16 protein-coding genes are annotated in these 19612 nt (G+C 67.4%); 7 read left to right on the top strand and 9 right to left on the bottom strand.

The genetic code is table 11. From position 1 onward, the window contains the following. Nucleotides 1–9 precede the first annotated feature (9 nt). The 3 genes from aroQ to OH799_RS23400 form a co-directional block, all read right to left on the bottom strand. A complete protein-coding gene (aroQ, locus tag OH799_RS23410; protein ID WP_357259101.1) occupies nucleotides 10–468 on the bottom strand; it encodes a type II 3-dehydroquinate dehydratase in 459 nt (152 codons plus the stop codon). Nucleotides 469–536: 68 nt separating this feature from the next. After that, nucleotides 537–2003: an RNA-guided endonuclease InsQ/TnpB family protein gene (locus tag OH799_RS23405; RefSeq protein WP_406267910.1), complete on the bottom strand. Its 1467-nt coding sequence runs from the start codon at nucleotides 2001–2003 to the stop codon at nucleotides 537–539. Between the two features lie 41 nt (nucleotides 2004–2044). Beyond that, nucleotides 2045–2650, bottom strand: coding sequence for a hypothetical protein (locus OH799_RS23400; protein ID WP_406267908.1), 606 nt, complete (start codon nucleotides 2648–2650; stop codon nucleotides 2045–2047). A 423-nt stretch (nucleotides 2651–3073) separates the two neighbouring features. On the opposite strand from OH799_RS23400, the gene OH799_RS23395 reads away from it, so the two are divergent. After that, entirely contained in the window at nucleotides 3074–4702 is a 1629-nt protein-coding gene (locus tag OH799_RS23395) for an NTF2-like N-terminal transpeptidase domain-containing protein (protein WP_406267905.1), read from the top strand. On the opposite strand, the gene OH799_RS23390 is transcribed toward OH799_RS23395, so the two are convergent. The 3 genes from OH799_RS23390 to OH799_RS23380 form a co-directional block, all read right to left on the bottom strand. Then, nucleotides 4703–5077: a DUF3054 domain-containing protein gene (locus tag OH799_RS23390; RefSeq protein WP_406267903.1), complete on the bottom strand. Its 375-nt coding sequence runs from the start codon at nucleotides 5075–5077 to the stop codon at nucleotides 4703–4705. A gap of 99 nt (nucleotides 5078–5176) precedes the next feature. Next, entirely contained in the window at nucleotides 5177–6265 is a 1089-nt protein-coding gene (locus OH799_RS23385; RefSeq protein ID WP_406267901.1) for a YbhN family protein, read from the bottom strand. 4 nt (nucleotides 6266–6269) lie between these two features. Next, entirely contained in the window at nucleotides 6270–7790 is a 1521-nt protein-coding gene (locus OH799_RS23380; RefSeq protein ID WP_406282425.1) for an adenylate/guanylate cyclase domain-containing protein, read from the bottom strand. A gap of 166 nt (nucleotides 7791–7956) precedes the next feature. Here OH799_RS23380 and OH799_RS23375 point away from each other — a divergent pair, with 166 nt between their 5' ends. The 6 genes from OH799_RS23375 (at nucleotide 7957) to OH799_RS23350 (ending at nucleotide 14777) form a co-directional block, all read left to right on the top strand. Further along, nucleotides 7957–9225 (top strand): AI-2E family transporter, encoded by a 1269-nt coding sequence (locus OH799_RS23375; protein WP_406267898.1) that lies wholly within the window; start codon nucleotides 7957–7959, stop codon nucleotides 9223–9225. After that, complete coding sequence (gene macS / locus OH799_RS23370) at nucleotides 9203–10381, top strand: MacS family sensor histidine kinase (RefSeq protein WP_406267895.1); 1179 nt, start codon at nucleotides 9203–9205, stop codon at nucleotides 10379–10381. Before OH799_RS23375 ends, macS begins: the two co-directional genes overlap by 23 nt. A 52-nt stretch (nucleotides 10382–10433) precedes the next feature. Beyond that, nucleotides 10434–11123: a response regulator gene (locus OH799_RS23365; RefSeq protein WP_406267892.1), complete on the top strand. Its 690-nt coding sequence runs from the start codon at nucleotides 10434–10436 to the stop codon at nucleotides 11121–11123. A 132-nt stretch (nucleotides 11124–11255) separates the two neighbouring features. Further along, on the top strand, nucleotides 11256–11891 hold the full coding sequence (locus OH799_RS23360; RefSeq protein ID WP_406282422.1) for a DUF1707 domain-containing protein: 636 nt from the start codon (nucleotides 11256–11258) through the stop codon (nucleotides 11889–11891). A gap of 216 nt (nucleotides 11892–12107) precedes the next feature. After that, complete coding sequence (locus tag OH799_RS23355; protein WP_406267890.1) at nucleotides 12108–12473, top strand: MerR family transcriptional regulator; 366 nt, start codon at nucleotides 12108–12110, stop codon at nucleotides 12471–12473. A 489-nt stretch (nucleotides 12474–12962) separates the two neighbouring features. Then, nucleotides 12963–14777, top strand: a complete 1815-nt coding sequence (locus tag OH799_RS23350) for a DUF2339 domain-containing protein (protein ID WP_406282419.1) — start codon at nucleotides 12963–12965, stop codon at nucleotides 14775–14777. A gap of 67 nt (nucleotides 14778–14844) precedes the next feature. Here the strand turns inward: OH799_RS23350 and OH799_RS23345 are convergent, their stop codons facing one another. The 3 genes from OH799_RS23345 to trmB are packed head-to-tail and all read right to left on the bottom strand — an operon-like array spanning nucleotide 14845 to nucleotide 19609. Further along, nucleotides 14845–18072, bottom strand: coding sequence for an MMPL family transporter (locus OH799_RS23345; RefSeq protein WP_406267887.1), 3228 nt, complete (start codon nucleotides 18070–18072; stop codon nucleotides 14845–14847). Further along, nucleotides 18072–18800 carry an NYN domain-containing protein gene (locus tag OH799_RS23340; RefSeq protein ID WP_406267884.1) on the bottom strand — a complete coding sequence of 243 codons (729 nt, stop codon included), beginning with the start codon at nucleotides 18798–18800 and terminating at the stop codon, nucleotides 18072–18074. The genes OH799_RS23345 and OH799_RS23340 overlap by 1 nt, the downstream gene beginning before the upstream one ends. Then, nucleotides 18797–19609, bottom strand: coding sequence for a tRNA (guanosine(46)-N7)-methyltransferase TrmB (trmB, locus tag OH799_RS23335; protein WP_406267881.1), 813 nt, complete (start codon nucleotides 19607–19609; stop codon nucleotides 18797–18799). The genes OH799_RS23340 and trmB overlap by 4 nt, the downstream gene beginning before the upstream one ends. Nucleotides 19610–19612: the final 3 nt, after the last annotated feature.

Below are 19612 nucleotides of genomic sequence, written 5' to 3'. Positions count from 1 at the left end.
TCGACCGGCTCACACCGAGCGGGCGAGGAATTCGATCGCGGCGGCGTAGCCCTGGATTCCCATACCCGCGACCACCGCGGTGGCGATCGGGGAGATGTAGGAGTGGTGCCGGAACTCCTCTCGTGCGTGCACATTGCTGATGTGCACCTCGACGATCGGGAGCTCCGGTATCACCAGTGCGTCCCGCAGCGCCACCGAGGTGTGGGTGAGGCCGCCGGGATTGATGACGATGCCCGACTCGACGCCGCGCGCCTGATGGATTCGATCGATTAGCGCGCCCTCGGAATTGGACTGGAAGGCGACGATCTCCCGGTCGAATCTCGCCGCAGTCTGCTTGCACAGTTCCACGACGTCGTCGAGCGACGCCGACCCGTACACCTCCGGCTGACGGGTGCCGAGCATATTCAGATTGGGGCCGTTGAGGACGAGGATCAGGCCCGGTGTCGCGTCGACGGTCGCCGGAGCCATGCACGCAACACTACAGCGTGTCTCCTGGTGAGGGTCGGTAGACACCGTCCTTCTCGGACGTCCTCTACTCACGCCGATATGGCGTGGGTGTTGGTTCCCGCGTCATTCGGGCTGGTTTCACCCACACGAGTGTGTGGGCCAGTGCCTTCCCGTCGGCGGGCGTTGGTGACCGGGGCTCGCGCTTCGGGCTCCCGGACCTGGGAGACATGGTGTTGTTCGCCCCAGGCGGCGAGGTTGACCGCGGCATTGTGATCGCGGTCGAGATGGTGTCCGCTCCCGCACCGGAAAACCCGGTCGGCCAGTGTCAGCTCACGGTTTCGGGTTCCGCAGCGAGAACAGAGCTGGCTGGAGGGATACCAGCGATCAGCGAGGACGACTGTGCCGCCGCGCCAAGCCTGCTTGTAGAAGACCTGGCGGGCGAATTCAGCCCACCCCGCGTCGCTGATCGCCCGCGCCAGATGCCGGTTGCGTAGCATTCCGGCGGTATTCAGGTCTTCCAGGACGAGCCGGTCGTGGGTTTTGACCAGCTTGTTGGAGGCCTGATGCAGGAAATGGTGGCGAATATCGCGGACGCGTGCGTGGTGGCGACCCAACCGGGCGGTTGCCTGTCGTCTGTTGCCGGAACCCCTCAATTTCCGTGACACCGCCTTCGCAAGGCGGCGTTGCTTGCGCATCCCGGCTGCCAACGCTTTCGGTGGATCAGTGATTCGCGCGAGCTCGGGCCCGTCTCCGGTCGCGGCGACCAGGAACGCCGACAACCCGCGATCGACCCCCACCCAGCCACCATGATCCCCATCCCCGCGGGATGGGTGACACCGGCCGGGGTGCAGGTCGGCGGCTTCAGCATTCAGCGTGACCCACCACCGCCCGGCCCTCTGGCTGAGTGTGGTGAACAGGATCTTCGCTCGACCGGTCGCCAGCATCCGCCGTATGCGGCGTGTGTCATCGTGCACTCGCACCGTTCCGATTCCCGGCAGGGTCACCGATCGTGGACAGTTGTTGTCACCGACCCTGATCGCGGGGCGACGTCCCTGGGAGTGCTTGTTGCGCAACCGGAAAGAGCGAGATGTTGCGGTCTTCTTCTTGAACCGAGGGAACCCGATCCGACGGCCCTTGCGGGTACCGCGACGAGAGTCCGCCCAGCTCGCCAGCGCCCGCCCACAATCGATGGCCGCTTCCTCGAACACCTGCTGGCACACCTGATCACGCCACACCAAACCGGTCACCACCACCGTGGCGGTGCCGTTGGTATCGACGGCGAAGACCCGCCCGGCATCCTCGGATTTCTTCCACCGGTTGAAATGGTTGATCAGATCGAACCCCGACCACGGCACCGACACCCCGGGCTCAGTCTTGCGGGCGGTCAACGCCGACTTCACCGCATGCAGGCATTGATTGAACGCGAACCGCGCCGCCCCGGCATGCCGCGACAGCACTGTCCGCTGTTCGACCGTCGGGTCCAAGCAGAACCGGAATGATGTGTGCCGCACCACATCAGCAGCATGCCACCAGCCACTGACAACAACAGCCCGCATCGACCTCGCCGCAGCATTGGCCCTAGCTAGACCCGACCGCCCTACAATCCCTGCGGCCCTTCCGAACGCAGGTCGTCCACTTTGCGCATCGCGTCGCGCAGTTCCGCCAGCCACGACTCAGCGTGTTTGCCCGCCAGTTTCACCGTCCAAGCCAGCGCGTCGGCGCGGGAACGGGCGACACCCGCGTCGACCAGGGTGTCGAGCACCTTTCGTTCCGGCTGACGCAGCCGGGTCATGACGGGAACGGCCAGGTGCGTGAACATGATCCGTTCCCCGTCCACCGAGACACCCCAGGCGACATTGCGCTGGTAGCGGTGCTGCGCCTCGTTCGCGATCTGCATGCGGGCCGGACGAGTGGACTCGCGGAACCGGGCGACGGCGCCCTCTTTGGTCGCGCGCGGAACTTCGTCGGTCGGCGCTTCCGCATCACCTTTGCCGGCGGCTGGTGGCTTCTCGGGTTGGGGGATCGGCAACTCGCCGATGACGACGATCTCGTCTCGGTCCACTTCGATGACCGGCGGACCGGTGAACCAGTCGCTTGGCAACCGTCCAGCGAACCAGTCGGACACATCCGCGGGGTCTGGAAGGTCGGCTTGCTGCCAGCCTCCTGGTCGTCCGAAACCCCGTCCGCGGTGTGCGTTTCTCATGAGGATCACCTACTTACTATGGTGCTGCGCTGTCGTTGATTACAAGATTACGTCGCAAAGCGCATTGGTGGTTCCGCCCTGCGCGAACAGGATTCGGTCCTCGACTTCGGCGCTTGGAACGGCGCGCTCGGGGTACACAGAAAGACACAATCGCCGAGAGTGGGACCAAGTGCACGACTTCGCGCGGAGGCCGGTACGGTAGCGGCGCCGGGTAGGTGGGCAAGATCGTGAACGGTCTCCCGAGATGGAGGGTTTCGGGCACAATCAGGATCCTGAGCATGGATAACGTCCTCACTACGGAGGCGAAACGGGTAGGTCTTTTCGGGTACGGTGGTCTTGTTACTGAAGTGACAAGAGTGAAGAGTGGGCGACATGGATGTGTGGGGATCTCGCCGCTTTCGCGTTCGGGGCGTAATGGCACTCATGGGGGTGGCATTACTCGCGATCGGGATCGGCTCGTGCGGGATACACGAGAAGCAGAGTGAAGCCGAGACTGTTGTCGAACGCTTCACCGATCTGCTCGACGATCAGGACTACGCCAAGGCGGCGGACCTGACGTCGTACCCCACGGCGGCCTCGGCAACGTTGAAGCAAATGTTCGAGGGCCTCCATCCGGGCAAGGTCGACTACCGGAAGACCCAATTCATCGGTCTCGACGCCGAGTCCGCGATCTTCAGCATGGATGTCGAATGGACCTTCGGTGAGCAGAAGACCTGGAACTACAGCCTGCAGGGCAACGTCCGCAAGCTGGCCATCGGCTGGCGGATCTCCTGGGAGCCCACGCTCGCCATGCCGCAGCTTTCACACAATCGCACCGTCCGGCTGGTGCGAACCCTGCCGTCGCCCGCGCCTCGGGTCAACGATATCGCCGGTGAGCCGCTCATGACCGAGCAGGCCATCAACGTGATCAAGCTCGACCCCGCGAAGACGGCGGACCCGGTCGCCTCGACCGACGCGCTGGCCAGGGCCATCGAGCCGGTCGCGCCGCTGATCACCGGGGCATCGCTCATGCAACAGCTGGCCGCCTCGCAGGGTAAGCCGGTGGTCGCGGTGAATCTGCGTGAGGGCGATTTCGCCATCCTGGAACCGCGGATGGCGCCGATTCCCGGCGTGGTCATGGAGAAGCAGCCGCGGCTGATCTCCGCCGACCGCCGGGTCTGGTCGCCGATGCTGGACGCGCTGCGCAAGGTGCAGCAGGAGAGCCAGGAGGCGCACTCGGGGTGGGGTGTCCAACTTTTCGAGCAGGACGGACGGTTCGTCGGTCAGCTCGCCGGCCAGCAGGGCCCGCCGGGGCCGGACATCGCGGGCACCATGGACCAGCGTCTGCAGCGCGCCGCCGAGGACGCGGTGGTCAGCGTGGGCACGCCCGCCTCGATCGTGGCGATCCAGCCCTCCAGCGGCGCGGTGGTCTCGGTCGCGCAGAACAGTTACGCCACCGAGCACGGCCCGGTGGCGTTCACCGGGCTCTACCCGGTCGGCGGAAACATCGAGCTGTTCCGTCTCGTCGCCGCGGTGGCAAAAGGCAAGCCGCCGCAGGACGTTTCGGTGCAGGACGCGGCCGAAGCGGCGACCAGCCTCGGTGTCGGTATCGACTTCAAAGTGCCGGGCCTCGATGAGGTGACCGGCAGGCTCGCGATCGCGGGACGCAGCGCCGAGCAGGTGCGCCAGGGCGGCGGTTCGGACGCGGTGCTGGCCAGCCCATTCGGGATGGCGATCGCCGCGGCAGCCATCGCGCGCGGCTCGGTGCCGCCGCCGATGATCGAGGTCGCCCGGTCGAGCACCACCGACGCCCAGCTCGGTCCGCTGTCGCCCGAGGCCATCGACCGGCTGCGTGGAAGGCTGCGTGACGCGACGAACGCGCCCGAACTCGCCAGTGTGCGGCGCTACCGGGACATCAACGCGTTCGCCGCGACCGCGGGCCCGGACAGCTGGCTCATCGGGACGATGGGCGACTTGGCCTTCGCTATCCACATCAGCGACGTGGACAGCGGCGACGCGACCGCTCGGATGGCGGCCAGGATGTTGCAGGCGCTGGCGACTCCAGAACCTTGATCAGTTCAAGGCTTTGATCGCCGCGCGCCAGCCGAGCAGGAACAGTGCGAGCACCGCGCTCGCGACCAGCACGAAACTGAATGCTGTTCCCTGACCGCTCACCGCACGCAGCAGCATGCCGCCGCCGAGGGTGCCCAGCCAGACCAGGACCCCGGTCGGCCACGGGGCAATGCCGTCGAACCGCTCATGGCCGACCTTGCCGATCTGTCGGCCGACCACGGCGGCGATGGTCCAGCCGGCCGCGAGTCCGATCGCGAAAGGCCACAGGGTGCGCAGCAGTCCGGCGAGTATCGCTTCGTCGTGGCTGCGCCTGCCGATCACACAGAAGAGGACGACGAGCAGCGCGTCTGCCACCAGCGGCACCAGTTTCCTCACGGGGAAAGCGTAGTGGGCACACCCGGACCGCACCCTCCGACACCACGGTCGCGGGGTTTGCTTGCCGGTGGTCAATCGTCGGAACGCTACCGCATTGGATTACAGTCGCCGCTGCTCGAATTCCTTTTCGAACTCTGCGTCATCGGCCTGCCGGGTGCGGAACCGGAACAGGAAGACGATCCAGCCGACGATGGCGACCAGGATGAAGCTCACCAGACGGTACACGAACGCCGCGGCGACTGCCTGTGCGGCGGGCAGTCCTGCGGCAGCGGTGAGTCCGTATATCAGCGTCGCGTCCACATAGACGATGCCGCCGGGCGCGAACGGAATCGAGCCGACCGCCTTGCCCACCGCGAACGCGAGCAGCAGGCCTGCGACCCGCGGGTCGGCGCCCACCGCGTAACACGCCGCCCCGAGGCAGGCCACGTCGGCGAACCGGTGCACCAGCGCCCACACCGTGACCCATGCGCCGTCACGTTTGCCGAGGTCCACCGATTCCAGCTGGCCGAGCACATCGGCGATCTTGCCGGCGCCCTCGTCCGGCGGCCGCTTGCGCAACCGGTTGGCCAGCGTGAGTAACCTGCGCAGCAGCGTGTCCAGCGAGCCGGGATGGCGCGACACATGGTTGCCCGCCCAGACCAAAGCGGCGACGGCGGCCAGCGAGAGGATCAGCTTGAACGGGCCGATTCGGCCACCGGCCAGCAGCGTTCCACCCACGCCGAGCAGCGCCAGACCCACCGCCGCGACCACGCCGGAGAAGACCAGCTGCCACGAGGCGACGATCGGGCTCGCGCCCCAGCGCCTGGTCTGCCGATAGGTGAAGGCGGTGGAGAACACCTGGCCCGCGGGCAGGGTCACCGACATGGCGGTCGCGCCGTAGAGCACCGCGACGGATTTGCGCTGGCTGACGGCGACGCCACCCGCATTGAGCAGTCGTTTCTGCACCCTCGCGAAACCGCTCATCGACAACGCCTGCATCCAGATGCAGGCCGCCACCCAGCCCCAATGGATCTCGGTGAGTTTTCGCCAGGATTCATGCAGACGCGGCCAGAGATACACGCCCTCGGCGATCAGCAACGCCAGCAGGGCGACGCCGAGCACCCATTTGAGCCACCAGAATTTGCCACGGCGGGAATTCTCCGTGGGCGGCGGCGCAGGTTGTCCTGCCAGTTCCCCGTTGGCCGTCACGCCGTCAGCCTAACGAACGCACCGTTTCGACGTCTGCATCGTCGCGCGCGTCGGCCCCATCTTTCGGCCAGGCCAACAGCGTTTTTCTGCGCCTGCCGCGCAGCTGTACCTCGTCGCCGGTCTCCCACTGGTCCTGCTCGCTTTCATCGGCGAAATACAGTGCGCTGCCCGAGGCAAGTGTCCGGCCGGGCCGGTCTTTGGCCAGTTCGGTGAGTCGGGACGCCTCGTTGACCGGGTCTCCGATCACGGTGTATTCGAAACGGTTTGCGGCACCGATATTTCCGGCGACGGCAAGACCCGCCGAAACACCGATTCCGATATCGAGACCCGGAACTTCCCGCAACGTTTCGCGTAGTTCGCGCGCGGCGGCCAGCGCTGCGGTCGGCGCGTCCGGCCGGTCCAGCGGTGCGCCGAAGATGGCCAGCGCCGCGTCACCGACGAACTTGTTCACGAAGCCGTTGTGCCGGTCGATCACATCGACCACGATGCGGAAGAACTCGTTGAGCAGGCTCACCACCTCGGTGGGCGGGCGCTCGGCCGCGGTCGCGGTGGAACCGACCATGTCGACGAACAGGACCGCGACAAACCTGGTCTCGCCGCCGAGCTCGGTGCCGTAGTCGAGAGCGCGCTGTGCCACCTCCTCGCCGACGTGCTGGCCGAACAACTCTTGCAGCTGACGGCGCTTGGCGGCCTCCTCCATCATCCTGTTGAAGCCGACCTGCAGCAGCCCGATCTCGCTGCCGTCGAAGACCTCGACCTGCACGTCACGCGCGCCGCCCTGCACCCGGTCGATGGCCTGGCTGAGCTGTCGCACCGGGTCGGAGATGCTGGAGCCGGTGAGCATGGACAGCGCGAGGGCCTGCATGATCACCACGCCACACAGCAGCAGGATGGAGATGGCCAGCGACTGCGCGGAGAACTTCACCTCCGAGGAGATCTGGGTGACGCACAGCAGCACGATGGCGATGGTCGGAGCGAAGGTACCCATGCCCCAGGTCATCGCCATCCTGGTGCCGACGCCCGGGGTGAGGGTGTGGTCGAAGATCCCCTCGGTCAGCGCCTGGGCCGCGACCGGGCGCAGGATGCGTTCGCCCAGCATGTAGGTGAAGCCGAACACGATGGTGGCGGCCATGCATTCGGTGATGATGACCGCGCCCGCCAGCGCGGGGGTGTCCTTGATGATCACTGCCGCGAGGATCGCGCCGCCGATCAGCCACAGTGCCAGATGCAGGATCGCCTGGCGTAGCGGCGCGTGCAGCGCGGCCATCTGCTCTTGGCGGCTGGGCGGTCCGCCGCGCATCTGCCAGCGCATCACCGGACGCAGCATCAGCGCGGAGGCGGCCATGCTGAGCAGGCCGCCGGTCGCGAAGACCAGAGCCGGAACCAACAGGCCGGTGCGCCTGGCACCGGAGGCCTCACCCTCGGGGACCGGTAGCCCGTACTGGATGAACGCCCACACCAGAACCGCGCCGAAAGCATTCGCCAGCAGCATCGATGTCAGGTACAGCGGCCAGCGCGTTCGCATGGTCTGTTTGACCGCTTCCAAAGGCGCCGACACGAGACCAATCTAGCGTTTCGATCATGTGAGCATGTTCGCGGCGCTGGACGCATCAGGGCGTTGCCCCAGCCTTGCTCGGCCCGGCGCGGCTGATGGCGGACAGAGTCCGGCTGCGCCCGTTAGGCTCACGGAGATGACCGAACCGAAGTCCAGTTCACCGCGGAAGGGCGGCCTGACGGGGCCCGCAGCGGAAGCGGTGCATCCGATCGTGCGCGTCTCGGCGGAGTGGGGCTGGCGGTTGCTGGTGCTGTTCGCGCTGGCGATCGCGCTCGCGACGATCGTGCAAAGACTGGCCACGGTGGTCATCCCGCTCGCCATCGCGCTGCTCGCGGCCGCGCTGCTCGCGCCATTGGTGGATTGGACGCAGCGGCTGGGGGTGCCTCGCGCGGTGGGGGTCTTCGTCGCGCTGGTCGGGTCGCTCGGCGTGGTCGCGGGCATCATGACCTTCGTTGTCGAGCAGTTCGTCGCCGGTGTGCCGCAGCTGACCGACGAGTTCACCCACAGCATCCATCAGATCCAGGACTGGCTGATCAGTGGGCCGCTACAAATGAGCAACGAGCAAATCCGCAACGCGGGCGACACCATCGTCAAGGCCATCCAGTCCAATCAGGACAGCCTGACCAGCGGCGCGCTCACTACCGCGACCGTCATCGGCGAATTGCTCACCGGTATCTTTCTGACACTGTTCATCCTCATCTTCTTCCTCTACAGCGGGGATCAGATCTGGCAGTTCGTCACCAGGATCATCCCAACCGGGCAGCGCGAGCGTGTGCGCACCGCGGGGCAGCTCGGGTTCGGGACGTTGGTCGGGTTCGTCCGCGCGACCGTGGCGGTCGCGGCGGTGGACGCCATCGGCATCGGTGCGGGGCTCGGCATTCTCGGTGTGCCGCTGGCGCTTCCGCTGGCATCGCTGGTGTTCATCGGCGCGTTCATCCCGATCATCGGCGCCTTCCTCGCCGGGTTCATCGCGGTGTTCATCGCGCTGGTGACCAAGGGCCTGGTCACCGCCCTGATCGTGCTCGGCATCATCATCGCGGTGATGCAGCTCGAGGGCCATGTGCTGCAGCCGCTACTGCTCGGCCGGGCGGTCAGCATCCATCCGCTCGCCGTGGTGCTGGCGATCACCGCGGGCGTTGTGCTCGGCGGTATCGCGGGTGGTCTGCTTGCCGTGCCGTTCGTCGCGGTGATGAACACGGCGATCCGGTCGCTGCTGGCGGACAGTCCCGAGGAGCTGTTCGAGGAACTGCGGACCGGCGACGAACACCGCAAGCTGTATTCGGCCGAACCGGATCAACCCGATCCCGGCCGGTTCGACGTGGCGGCGACGCTGGTGGAGGCGGCGGAGAAGGCGGAGTCCCCGGCCACCGGTACGGAACCCGATGACGGCGCGTCGAAGAGCTGAGCCGCGCTCGGCCGATGTAGCGACCACGCCGCTGTGGCGGGCAGCCCAGGCGCTGCGGCTGGTGACGCTGCTGTACGCGGTCGGCCAGCAAATCGCCTCGGCGCCGTACTACACGAACCAGCGGCTGAGTTGGGTGCTCATCGCACTGATGGCGGTGTGGTCGGGCGTATCGGCGATCATGTCGGCGCAATGGCATTTCCCCGATGTGGTCCGGCTGCGCGGCTGGGTGGTGGCCGGCGACCATATGGTGGTGATCGGAATGATGGCCGCCACGCGGCTGGTTGCCGACTACGACTGGTACCACGGGCATCAGACGTTGCCGACGACGCTTTGGGCCACCAATGCCGTGATCGGGGCCGCGATCCTGCGCGGTCCGATCGCAGGCGTGCTGTCCGGCGCGCTGATCTCCTCGGTGGCGCTGACCGTACGCGACCAGTGGGGACAGGACGTGTGGGCGGATGCGACCGTGCCAGTGCTCGTCTCGGTCGGACTGGCACTGGGGCTTGCCGCCAACACCGCGCGCCGCGCCCAGGATCAGTTGGAGCGTGCCGTGCGCCTGACCGCGGCCACCGAAGAGCGCGAACGTCTTTCGCGCGAGGTGCACGACGGCGTGTTGCAGGTGCTCAGCTACATCAAGCGGCGCGGAATCGAGATCGGCGGCAGCACCGTGGAATTGGCGCACCGAGCTGGCGAACAAGAAGTGGCGCTGCGGGTGCTGCTCTCCGAACAGGCCGATCGCGGCGACTCCGGCGGGGCCGAGGTCGATCTTCGGCCTTTGCTGACCGCGCAAGCCACGCCGAAGGTGTCGGTGTCGACGCCCGGCACTCCGGTTCAGGTCGGCCGATGGGCGGCGAACGAGATCGCTGCGGCCGTCGCCACGGCGCTGTCGAATGTCGACCTGCACGCCGGTCACGACGCGAATGCTTATGTGCTGCTGGAGGACACCGGGGACGAGCTGGTGGTCACCGTGCGCGACGACGGCATCGGCATCCCGCCGGGACGGCTTGCCGAGGCGGAAGCCGAAGGGCGGATGGGGGTGTCGCGGTCGATCGTCGGGCGGATCGCGGCGCTCGACGGAAGCGCGGACCTGCTGACCGAGATCGACGGCGGTGTCGGGTTCGGCACCGAATGGGAATTCCGGGTGCCGCGGACATGAGCGAGCCCGAGTTTTCGGTCATGGTGGAGCCGAGCGCCGGCGAGCTGCCCCGATGAGCGAACGACAGGAGGCGCGGATGATGGACGAGGCGGCTCGGACCATTTCGGTGATGGTGGTGGACGACCACCCGATGTGGCGGGAAGGCGTGTCCCGGGACCTCGCCGAGGCCGGATTTCGGGTGACGGCGACGGCCGACGGCGTCGGCGCGGCGAGCAGGCGGGCCGCGGCGGTGCGACCGGACGTGGTGCTGATGGATATGCAGCTGCCCGACGGCAACGGGGCGCAGGCCACCGCCGAGGTGCTTCGGGTGTCGCCGGAGAGCCGGGTGCTGGTGCTCTCGGCGTCGGCCGAGCGCGCCGACGTGCTCGAGGCGATCAAGGCCGGTGCGTCGGGATACCTTGTGAAGAGTGCGTCGGCGGCGGAGCTGATCGCGGCCGTGCGCGCGACCGCCGCTGGTCAGCCGGTGTTTACGCCTGGACTTGCTGGGCTGGTGCTCGGCGAGTACCGGCGGATGGCCACCGCACCGGCTCAGCCAGACGAGCCGCACCGGCCCGCGCTCACCGAACGGGAGACCGAGGTGCTCCGGATGGTGGCGAAAGGAATGTCCGCCAAGCAGATCGCGTCACGGCTCGGACTCAGCCATCGCACGGTCGAGAACCATGTACAGGCCACGCTGCGAAAACTGCAGCTGGCGAACCGGGTCGAACTGACCCGCTACGCCATCGAGCAGGGGCTCGAATAATCGGAGGATGTGACCCGCGGAGGCGCCGTGAATCGGGGATCGCCCTGATGTGTCCGGAGCCGAACGCTCGGTAACCTCGATAGCATGGGCGGCCCCGAATCGGTATCCAATGCGGTCGGCTCCTGCGGCGGGGTGGGCGACCGGGACCTGCGCGTATCCGACGTGGAGCGCGAACACGTCGGTCAACTGCTGCAGCGCGCCGTCGGGCTCGGCATGCTCTCGCTCGGCGAGTTCACCGAGCGGATGGACACCGCGCTGGTCGCCAAGACCCGCGGGGAACTGAACGCGGTGCTCATTGATCTGCCCGGCGTCCGGCTGGTCGGCCGGCCTGTCGTATCGCCCCCGACGTTCGTGAACACGTCACCCTCGTTGGTCAAGAACCAGCCCGGCACCGTGAACGCGGGCAGCGTGATCCGTGCCCGGATGTCCGGGGTGCACCGGCGCGGCCCGTGGCAGGTGGCGCCCTCGCTGTACTTGAACGCCTGGTTGTCCGGCGTCACCTTGGACTTCACCGAGGCGATCATGTCCACCCAGGTCGTCGTGCTGCGCGTCGACGACTACTGCAGTTCGCTCAACCTGATCGTGCCCGCGGCGGCGACGGTCGACCTCAACGGTCTGGACCTGCTCGGCTCCAGTGTGAACAACAAGGTCCGCACCGGACCGCCGCTGGGGCCGTTGCACCTGGTGGTGCACGGGCGGATGCGGTTCGGGTCGGTGACCGCCAAGCACCCGTTCATCGCGCACTGGCGCGGTTTGATGGGCCGCTGAGCCGGAGTTCAGACGGCCGTCTGTTCCGCGCCGTCGGATAGTCGGTGCAGCCGTTGCCCGAATCGTGAGCGGTTGGATGGCGACTCATTTCAGGCAGCCATTCCTTGCGGAGCGGCAGTCCCTGTCGGATCAGCGCTGGTCGCGGTGGCATTCAGGTATGGTCAAATTTGACATAGATGTGAGGTTCAAGCCGGAATGTGAAAGGCGTGGTGTGAGATGCGCATCGGGGAGCTTGCCGCACGCACCGGCGTCAGCGAGCGGTCGCTGCGCTACTACGAGGAACAGGGGATGCTGGTAGCCGACCGCACGCCCGGCGGCCATCGCGACTACCCGGAACGGGCGGTGGATCGGGTCATCCACATTCAGGAGTTGCTCGCGGCGGGCCTCACCAGCAAGAAGATCGCACGGATCCTGCCCTGCATGCGGGACGCGGACGGCGGCCCCAACCAGTACGCCACCCCGAAACTGGTGGCCGAGCTGGAGACCGAGCGGGATCGCATCACCCGCACCATCGCCGATCTCGTTCGCTCGCGCGAAGTGCTCGACGAGGTGATCGATCGGGCGGCCGACCCGACGGTCTAGGTGTCGACCCCAAGGCGCCGTGTGAACGTGCGCAGCGGCACCCGCCGGTCGTGCTGAAAGTCGGTGGCGACCATCGGATCCGGTTTCGAAACGGCCACATTGTGGGGCGGAATGGGCGACATGGCGGATGTCGGGTAGATATCGGCTGTCTACCGGGGGTTTCTACTCATGCTCGGAAGAGGCGGCGGCACTGAGCATAGGGCTATGACTACATCAATCGATCCGGCGCTGATTTCGCGGCTTTCCGGTGAGTTCGCTGTGTTGGGGACGCAGATGGGTGTGCTCGGGCGCGATCTGGAGTTGCTGCGTGAGCAGGTGGCGACGGGTTCGGCTGCAGTACAGAGGGGCCAGGCTCCTGGTCATGCGGGCGGTCTGGCGTCGGGTGGGACTGACGCGTCCGCTTCCCGTGGGTATGCGGCTTCTGCGTCCGGTGGGCTCGAGGAACCGGTGGGAGAGCGGGGCTCGGTTTCGACCCCGTCCGGTGGGCCGATGGCGGTGCCACCACCTTGGCCCGGGCATGCTCCGATTGCCGGAGCGGGGATTCCCGTGTCGCCTGCGTACGTTCCGCGTTTCGCCGCGCCGCCCGGCGGTGGCTGGGGTGGAGGTGCTTCGTGGTCGCCGTATGCGCGCGGGCCGATGCCGGGAGTCGTGCCGCCGCGTCCGCCCGTCCCGCCGCGTGCACGTGGGCCTCGCGCTCCGCGGACCCCATGGTGGCAGCGGGACGGTGTGATCAGTCGAATTCTGGCGGTGGCCGGCGTTGCGGTGACCCTGATCGGTGTGGTGATGCTGCTGGTACTTGCCGCGCAAGCCGGATTCTTCGGGCCGGTGCCGAGGGTTGCTGCCGGTGCGGTGTTCTCGGCGGTGCTGGTGGGTGCGGGTGCGCGCGTGTTCGGGCGGACCGGAGGACGGGTTGGCGGTATCGCCCTGGCGGCCACCGGTATCGCGGGCGCATACCTGGATGTCGTCGCTGTGACTGCGATCTATCACTGGCTGCACCCGGTGCTCGGGTTTGCGGTGGCTCTCGGTGTCGCGGCCGGCGGCGTCGGGGTGGCGATGCAGTGGCGGTCGCAGCCGTTGGCGGTGCTGGTCGTGCTCGGTGCTGCGCTCCTCTCGCCGGTGTTGACCACCGGGCTGGTACTGCTCGCGTTCTTGATCGTGCTGCAGTTGGCCTGCATGCCGGTGCATATGGTTCGGAAGTGGCCGTATCTGCACGCGGCGCGGACGGTACCCGCCGTGCTGGCGACGTTCGTGTTCGTCGCGGGAGCGGTACTCGACAGTCCCGCTCCGGGGGAGCGGGTATGGCTGCTCACGGCCGCAGCGGCGGTCGCGCTGGTCGGGCTCGCCGGGACGATCGTCGTCGTGCGGCGCGCTCCCACCGACCTCACCGCCTCGCTGATGACAGCACTGGCGACGGTGCCGATGCTGACCGCGCCGGGTATGTACCACCAGCGACTCAGCGCGGTGATCGTCGCGTCCGCCACGGCCGCGGTGCTGCTGCTCGTCGCCGCGGTGCCCATGGTGCCGAAACTTCGAGAACAGGCGAGGATTCCGGCGCACACGGCCGGGGTCGCCGCCGTGGCGGGCTCGATCGCAGTGCTCGAGGCGTGCCTCGGCGCGACCCGGCCGCACACCTTGCCCATCGCCTGGTTCCTGGTGGCGCTGGCCTTCCTCGGCGTGGCCGGCCAACACCGGTCCCGGGTCGCGGCGGGAATCGGAGCGATCTTCGCCGTGCTCGGCGGGTTCGCGCTGCTGAACGTCGCAGGGCCGGGAATCCTTGCTTCGCAACAGCATTCGGAGATGATCCTCGGCGTGGCTACCGTGCTCGGCGCGGTGCTCGCGCTCGAGGTGGTCGCGGTGGCGCTGTGGTGTGCGCGGCGACTGCCCGGCACGGCGACGAGCAGCGGGGTGCAGTGGATCGCCGCGAGTGCCGCCGGTCTCTACGCCGTGACCGCCACGACGGTGTCCATCGGTGTCGCGACCGGCGCGCGGAACGGATTCCTCATCGGCCACAGTGCCGCGACGATCTTGTGGATGACAGGCGCCACCGCCGCCCTTTTGTTCGGCCTCCGCAGGCTCGCCAGCTCACCCGCCGTGACGAGACTCGCCCTTGGCTCCGGATTGTTGGTCACCGCAGCCGCTTTGGCCAAGCTTTTCCTTTTCGACCTGGCCACCCTGGACGGTCTGGTCCGCGTCGCCGCGTTCCTGATCGTGGGCGTCCTGCTCCTCCTGGCCGGAACTCGCTACGCCCGCACCTTCGCCGAGGTGGGAGCGGGCCGCGATTCAGGTGATGCGGCGGCTCGTTGACACGACCCAGACCACGGACAGCGATGCTCACCGATGCCCGAACCTCACACTCGACGGAGATGGTTGTTCACTCGCGATCGCGGCGGCGCAGCAGTTCGTTCACGCTGACCGTGCGTCCATCGCCGCCATGGTGGCGGCCTTCGTCGGGCTTGCCGATGGGGCGACGGGAGGAGCGGAGTTCGGCCATCCAGTTCTCGATGCTGCTGCGGTTGCTGTCCGGCCCGGCAGCGGACTCCGCGGTCGGCTCGGCGTCGGGGGCCGCGTGCTGGGCGGGACTACTGGTGGCGTCGCCCGGGGTACCGGGTGGTCGAGGCTCCGGCGGCGTGGTGGACCGCCGCGGCGCCCCATCGTGCGCAATGCCCGACTCGACTGTCGGAACCTGTGCCAGGTCCGAGAGCGGTCCCGGCGTCGTGCTCGAGAGCCGGTGCCGTTCCGGCGCGGTGCCCGAGTGCCGGTGCGGTTCTTGGGTGGTGCCCGAGTATCGATGTGGTTCTGGCGCGGTGTCTGAATGGGGGCGCGGTTCTGGGGCGAAGCTCGAGAGTGGGTGGGGTTCTGAGGCTGTGCCTGAGAGCGGTTGCGGTTCCGGCGCGGCCGCGATCGTCGGGGTCGACCGCGGTTCCGGTGGCAGGACCGACGGCGCGATGGGGCGCGGGTTGTTCTCCGGGGTGGGCATCGAGGGCCCACTTCCGCGTGGCACGTTCGGCTCCCACGTCAGGCCCGCGGACGGACTCGATCGCGGGCCCGTCGGATCATGCGGAATCGCGGGCATCGACGGCGGTCGTGGGTCACCGTGCTCGGCCGGCGCGGAGCGCGGGCCGAGTGGGGTCCACGGGCGGGGGTGATCACCCTGCGGGGGCAGGGAGTTCGCTTGCGGTGTCGGTCGCGGCCGGGTCGGGTCCAGGGGCGCGGGCGCCTGCGGTGTGGAAGGTGCGGGCACTGCCGCAGGCGGCATCCGGTCCAACCGCCGGGTGGGTGCCTCGGCCTCGATCTCCTCGACGGTGCGCGGCCTGCGCGGCTTACGCGGCACCTTGTTCGGGTCGGCGACCGCGGCCATCTGCATGGTCACCGGGTCGGTGATCGGAGTGGTTTTGACCAGGTCGACGAGCTCGCCGCCGCCGACACGCTCGTCGTCCAGAACCGGTTCGCCGAGTCCGATCTTCTCCTGCACCTTCTTCATCCAGGCAGGCGCCCACCAGCAGTCGTCGCCCAGGAGTTTCATCGTGGCCGGAACGAGCAGCATGCGCAGCACCGTCGCGTCGATGAACAACGCTGCGATCATGCCGTAGGCGATGTACTGCATCATCACCAGGTCGGAGAACGCGAACGCGCCGGTGACGACCAGCAGGATCAGTGCCGCCGCGGTGATGATGCGACCGGTCTGCGCGGTACCGATCCGGACCGCCTCGGTCGTGCTCGCCCCCGAGGCACGCGCCTCGACCATGCGCGACATCAGGAAGACCTCGTAGTCGGTCGACAGACCGTAGATGATCGAGATGATCAGCACCAGCACTGGCGACATGATCGGCTGGGGCGTGAAGTTCAACAGCCGAGCGGCATGACCGTCGACGAAGATCCAGGTCAGGATGCCGAGCGTGGACCCGAGTCCCAGCGCGCTCATCAGCGCCGCCTTGATGGGCAGCACCAGCGATCCGAAGGTCAGGAACATCAGCAGCGTCGTGACCAGCAGCACCAGCCCGATCATCAGCGGCATCCGGCCCAGCAGCGCGTCGATACTGTCCTTCTGAATTGCCGGTTGGCCGCCCACCAGCATCGTGACGCCATCGGGCAGTTCCATCGAGCGTAGGAACTCGATGGTCGGATCGGCGTGCTCCGAATCGGTCAGCGTCGTCGCGGTCTTGAAGATGGTGCGATCGTTCGGCGCCGTACTCGGCGGGTAGGCGAACTCTCCCGCGAGCCCGGGCGCCTGGCTCGCGCTCTTGACCGCCTGACCGACCGCGGATGTCAGGTCGGTGCTGTCGATCACGAAGACCAGTTCGATCGGATCGGACTTGCGCAGCGGGAAGACGCTGTCGAATTCTTTCTGCGCCAGCCGTGTCGCGTTGTCGGGCGGCAGGTAACGCTCGTTGATGCCGCCGAACTGAAGATTCTTGACCGGGATGATCAGCAGCAGCAAGACGATGCACAGCGGGATCGCGATCTTGAGCGGGTGCTTCATCACCCAGCGGGTGGATCGACCCCAGAACCCGCTCTCCACCTCCTCGGCGGTCTTGGTCTTGCGGAACTTCCTGAAGCCCAACATGTCGACGCGCTTGCCGAGCACGCCGAGCATGGCGGGCAACACCGTGATCGAGGTCAGCGCCGCCAGCGTGACCGTCGCGATCGCGCCGTAGGCGACCGATTTGAGAAAGCCTTGCGGGAACAGCAGCATCCCGCCGAGGCTGGCGACGATCATGGTCGCGGAGAACACGACCGTTCGACCAGCGGTCATCACCGATCTGCGCACGGCGGCCCGGGTGCCGTACCCCTCGGCGAGTTCCTCCCGGAATCGGCTCACGATGAACAAGCCGTAGTCGATGGCCAGCCCGAGTCCGATCATCGAGACGACCGGGGAAACGAACGAATTCACCTCGGTGAACTCGGTGATGAAACGGACGATGCCCCACGCGCCGATCACCGTGAGCCCACCGACGATCAGCGGCAGTGCGGCGGCCACGATTCCGCCGAAGATGAAGAACAGCAGCACGGCCACGGCCGGGATGGCGAGGATCTCCATCCGTTTCTGATCGTCGGCCATGGTGTCGTTCAAGGTGCCCGCGACCGCCTGCAACCCGGCAACCTGCACGTCCACGCCCGGGATGTCGAAGACGTCCTTCACCTTGCGGTAGTTGCGCACCATCTCGGTGTCGTTGTCGCCTTTGATGGCGATCGAGGCGAAGGCGTATTTCTTGTCCTTCGAACCGAAGAGGCTGGTCTGCGCGGGCGCCGCTTCGGTGCGCCAGTACGTCCCGTTGATCTTGGTGATCTCGTTCGGGTGATCGCGCGGCAGGCTGTTCAGGTTGGCGACGATCTTGCTGCTGAATTCGGGATCGTCGACGGTCTTCCCCTGCGGCGCCGTGTACAGCACGATGACGTCGGAGTTGTGGTCCCGGTCGAATGCCCCGTCCTTGATCTTCGCCGCACGTGCGGATTCCGACGTGGGATCATCCCACCCGCTGGAACTGAGGTGGTCTTCCAGACCGAGGCCGTACGCACCGAGAGCAAGGAGCCCGGCCATGAGGACGCCGATGGTGGCGAAGCGCAGCCGGTAGACCAGATCGCCCCAGCGTGTGAACACTAAGCGACTCCTTGGGCGGGGCGAGAGGTGAGCAGTGCCGACAGCGGCCGGAACGGCTGCAGCCAAGCACCCTCGTCGGGCAGTGATTCGAGGCTCACTCGGGGCAGCGGTTCACGGAACACGCCCGGAATGTCCTCGAGGTCGATGAATTCGAGAGTATCGGATGTTACGGCCCAACTCGCGTGCTCGCGGAAGCCGAGTACCTGAACCGGCACGCCGGTGGTGGCGAGTTCCTCCAACGGCTCGCGGAATGCCTGGCCGTCGGCCGAGGCGACCATGATGCCGGCCAGGCCCGCACCGCGACTGCGTAGCGCGATATGCGCCAGCATATCGGCGTCGACATCGGAGTCCTCATCGATCTTCGGTTTCGCGAAGACCGCGTAGCCGACGTTGCGCAGAGCCTCCACCCATGGCCGCACGACGTCCGCGGTGCCCGGCGCGATGTTGGTGAAGACAGTGGCTTCGGGCTCGACCCGGCGCGCGCTGCCGACCGACAGTTCGGCGGTTCTGGCCAGCAGCCATCGGCCGAGCGCGTCGAAACGGGGGCGGTAGGCGGCGGTCGGCCGCCCGCCGAGAATGGCGCCGAGGCCCATGTCGAGGTTCGGGGCGTCCCACACCAGCAGGGCCCGGCGGACGTCCGGCGTCACACCGCCGAGCCCTTCCGCTCCGCCCCCCTGCACCTCCCCGGCAACATCGACCACTTCGTGGGCCATCGCACTGACGCTCATCGGTCGATCTTCCCCCATATGAGCTCCGTGATGGCGCTGCCGGCGCGATGTGCCTTGCCTTCGAATTTCGTGACCGGTCGTTCGAAGCCGATCGGCGCGGTCGCTCGATGCTCGGCGCTGACCCCTCCCGTGGTTTCGTTCAGTCCTCTCAGCATTGGTTCTGCCATGCCGACCTGGTAGATGTGCTCCGCGTAGCCTGCGTGGTCGGTGGCGACGTGCAACACGCCGCCGGCCTTAAGGCGATTCGCGATCAACGCGACCGTCGCCGGCTGCAGCAGCCGCCGCTTGTGGTGCCGCGCCTTGGGCCACGGGTCGGGGAAGAAGACGCGAACGCCCGTGAGCGATTTCGCGGCAATCATGTTCTCCAGCACATCGACGGCGTCGCCACGCAGCAGCCGGATGTTCTCGATCCGCTCGCGCTCGATGCGCTGTACCAGCTGGGCGAGGCCGGGCTGGTAGACCTCGATGCCGATCAGGTTCAGGTGCGGTTCGGCCTGTGCCATGGCGGCGGTCGCGGTGCCGGTGCCACAACCGATTTCGATTACCAGCGGGGCGTCGCGGCCGAACCAGGCGGACGCGTCCAACGGCTCGTCGGCGACTTCGCGGCCGATCGTCGGCCACATCCGGTCCCAGGATTGCTGCTGGGTCGCGGTCAGCGCGCCACGGCGGGACCGGAAGCTGGTAACCCGTGGATACAGGCGGGAGCCGGTCTTGCGTCGGGGCCCGCCTTCAGCCGGAGCCGAAGCTGTGGACGGCGGGCCCGGAACTGACTCGGCAGTATGGTTCGCGGCGTCGTTCACGGCGTCCATTGT

Origin of the sequence: Nocardia sp. NBC_00881 (genome assembly GCF_045207455.1) — a bacterium.
Classification (GTDB): domain Bacteria; phylum Actinomycetota; class Actinomycetes; order Mycobacteriales; family Mycobacteriaceae; genus Nocardia.
The sequence above is the reverse complement of the archived record's forward strand: the minus strand, read 5'-3'. Positions and strand labels throughout refer to the sequence as shown.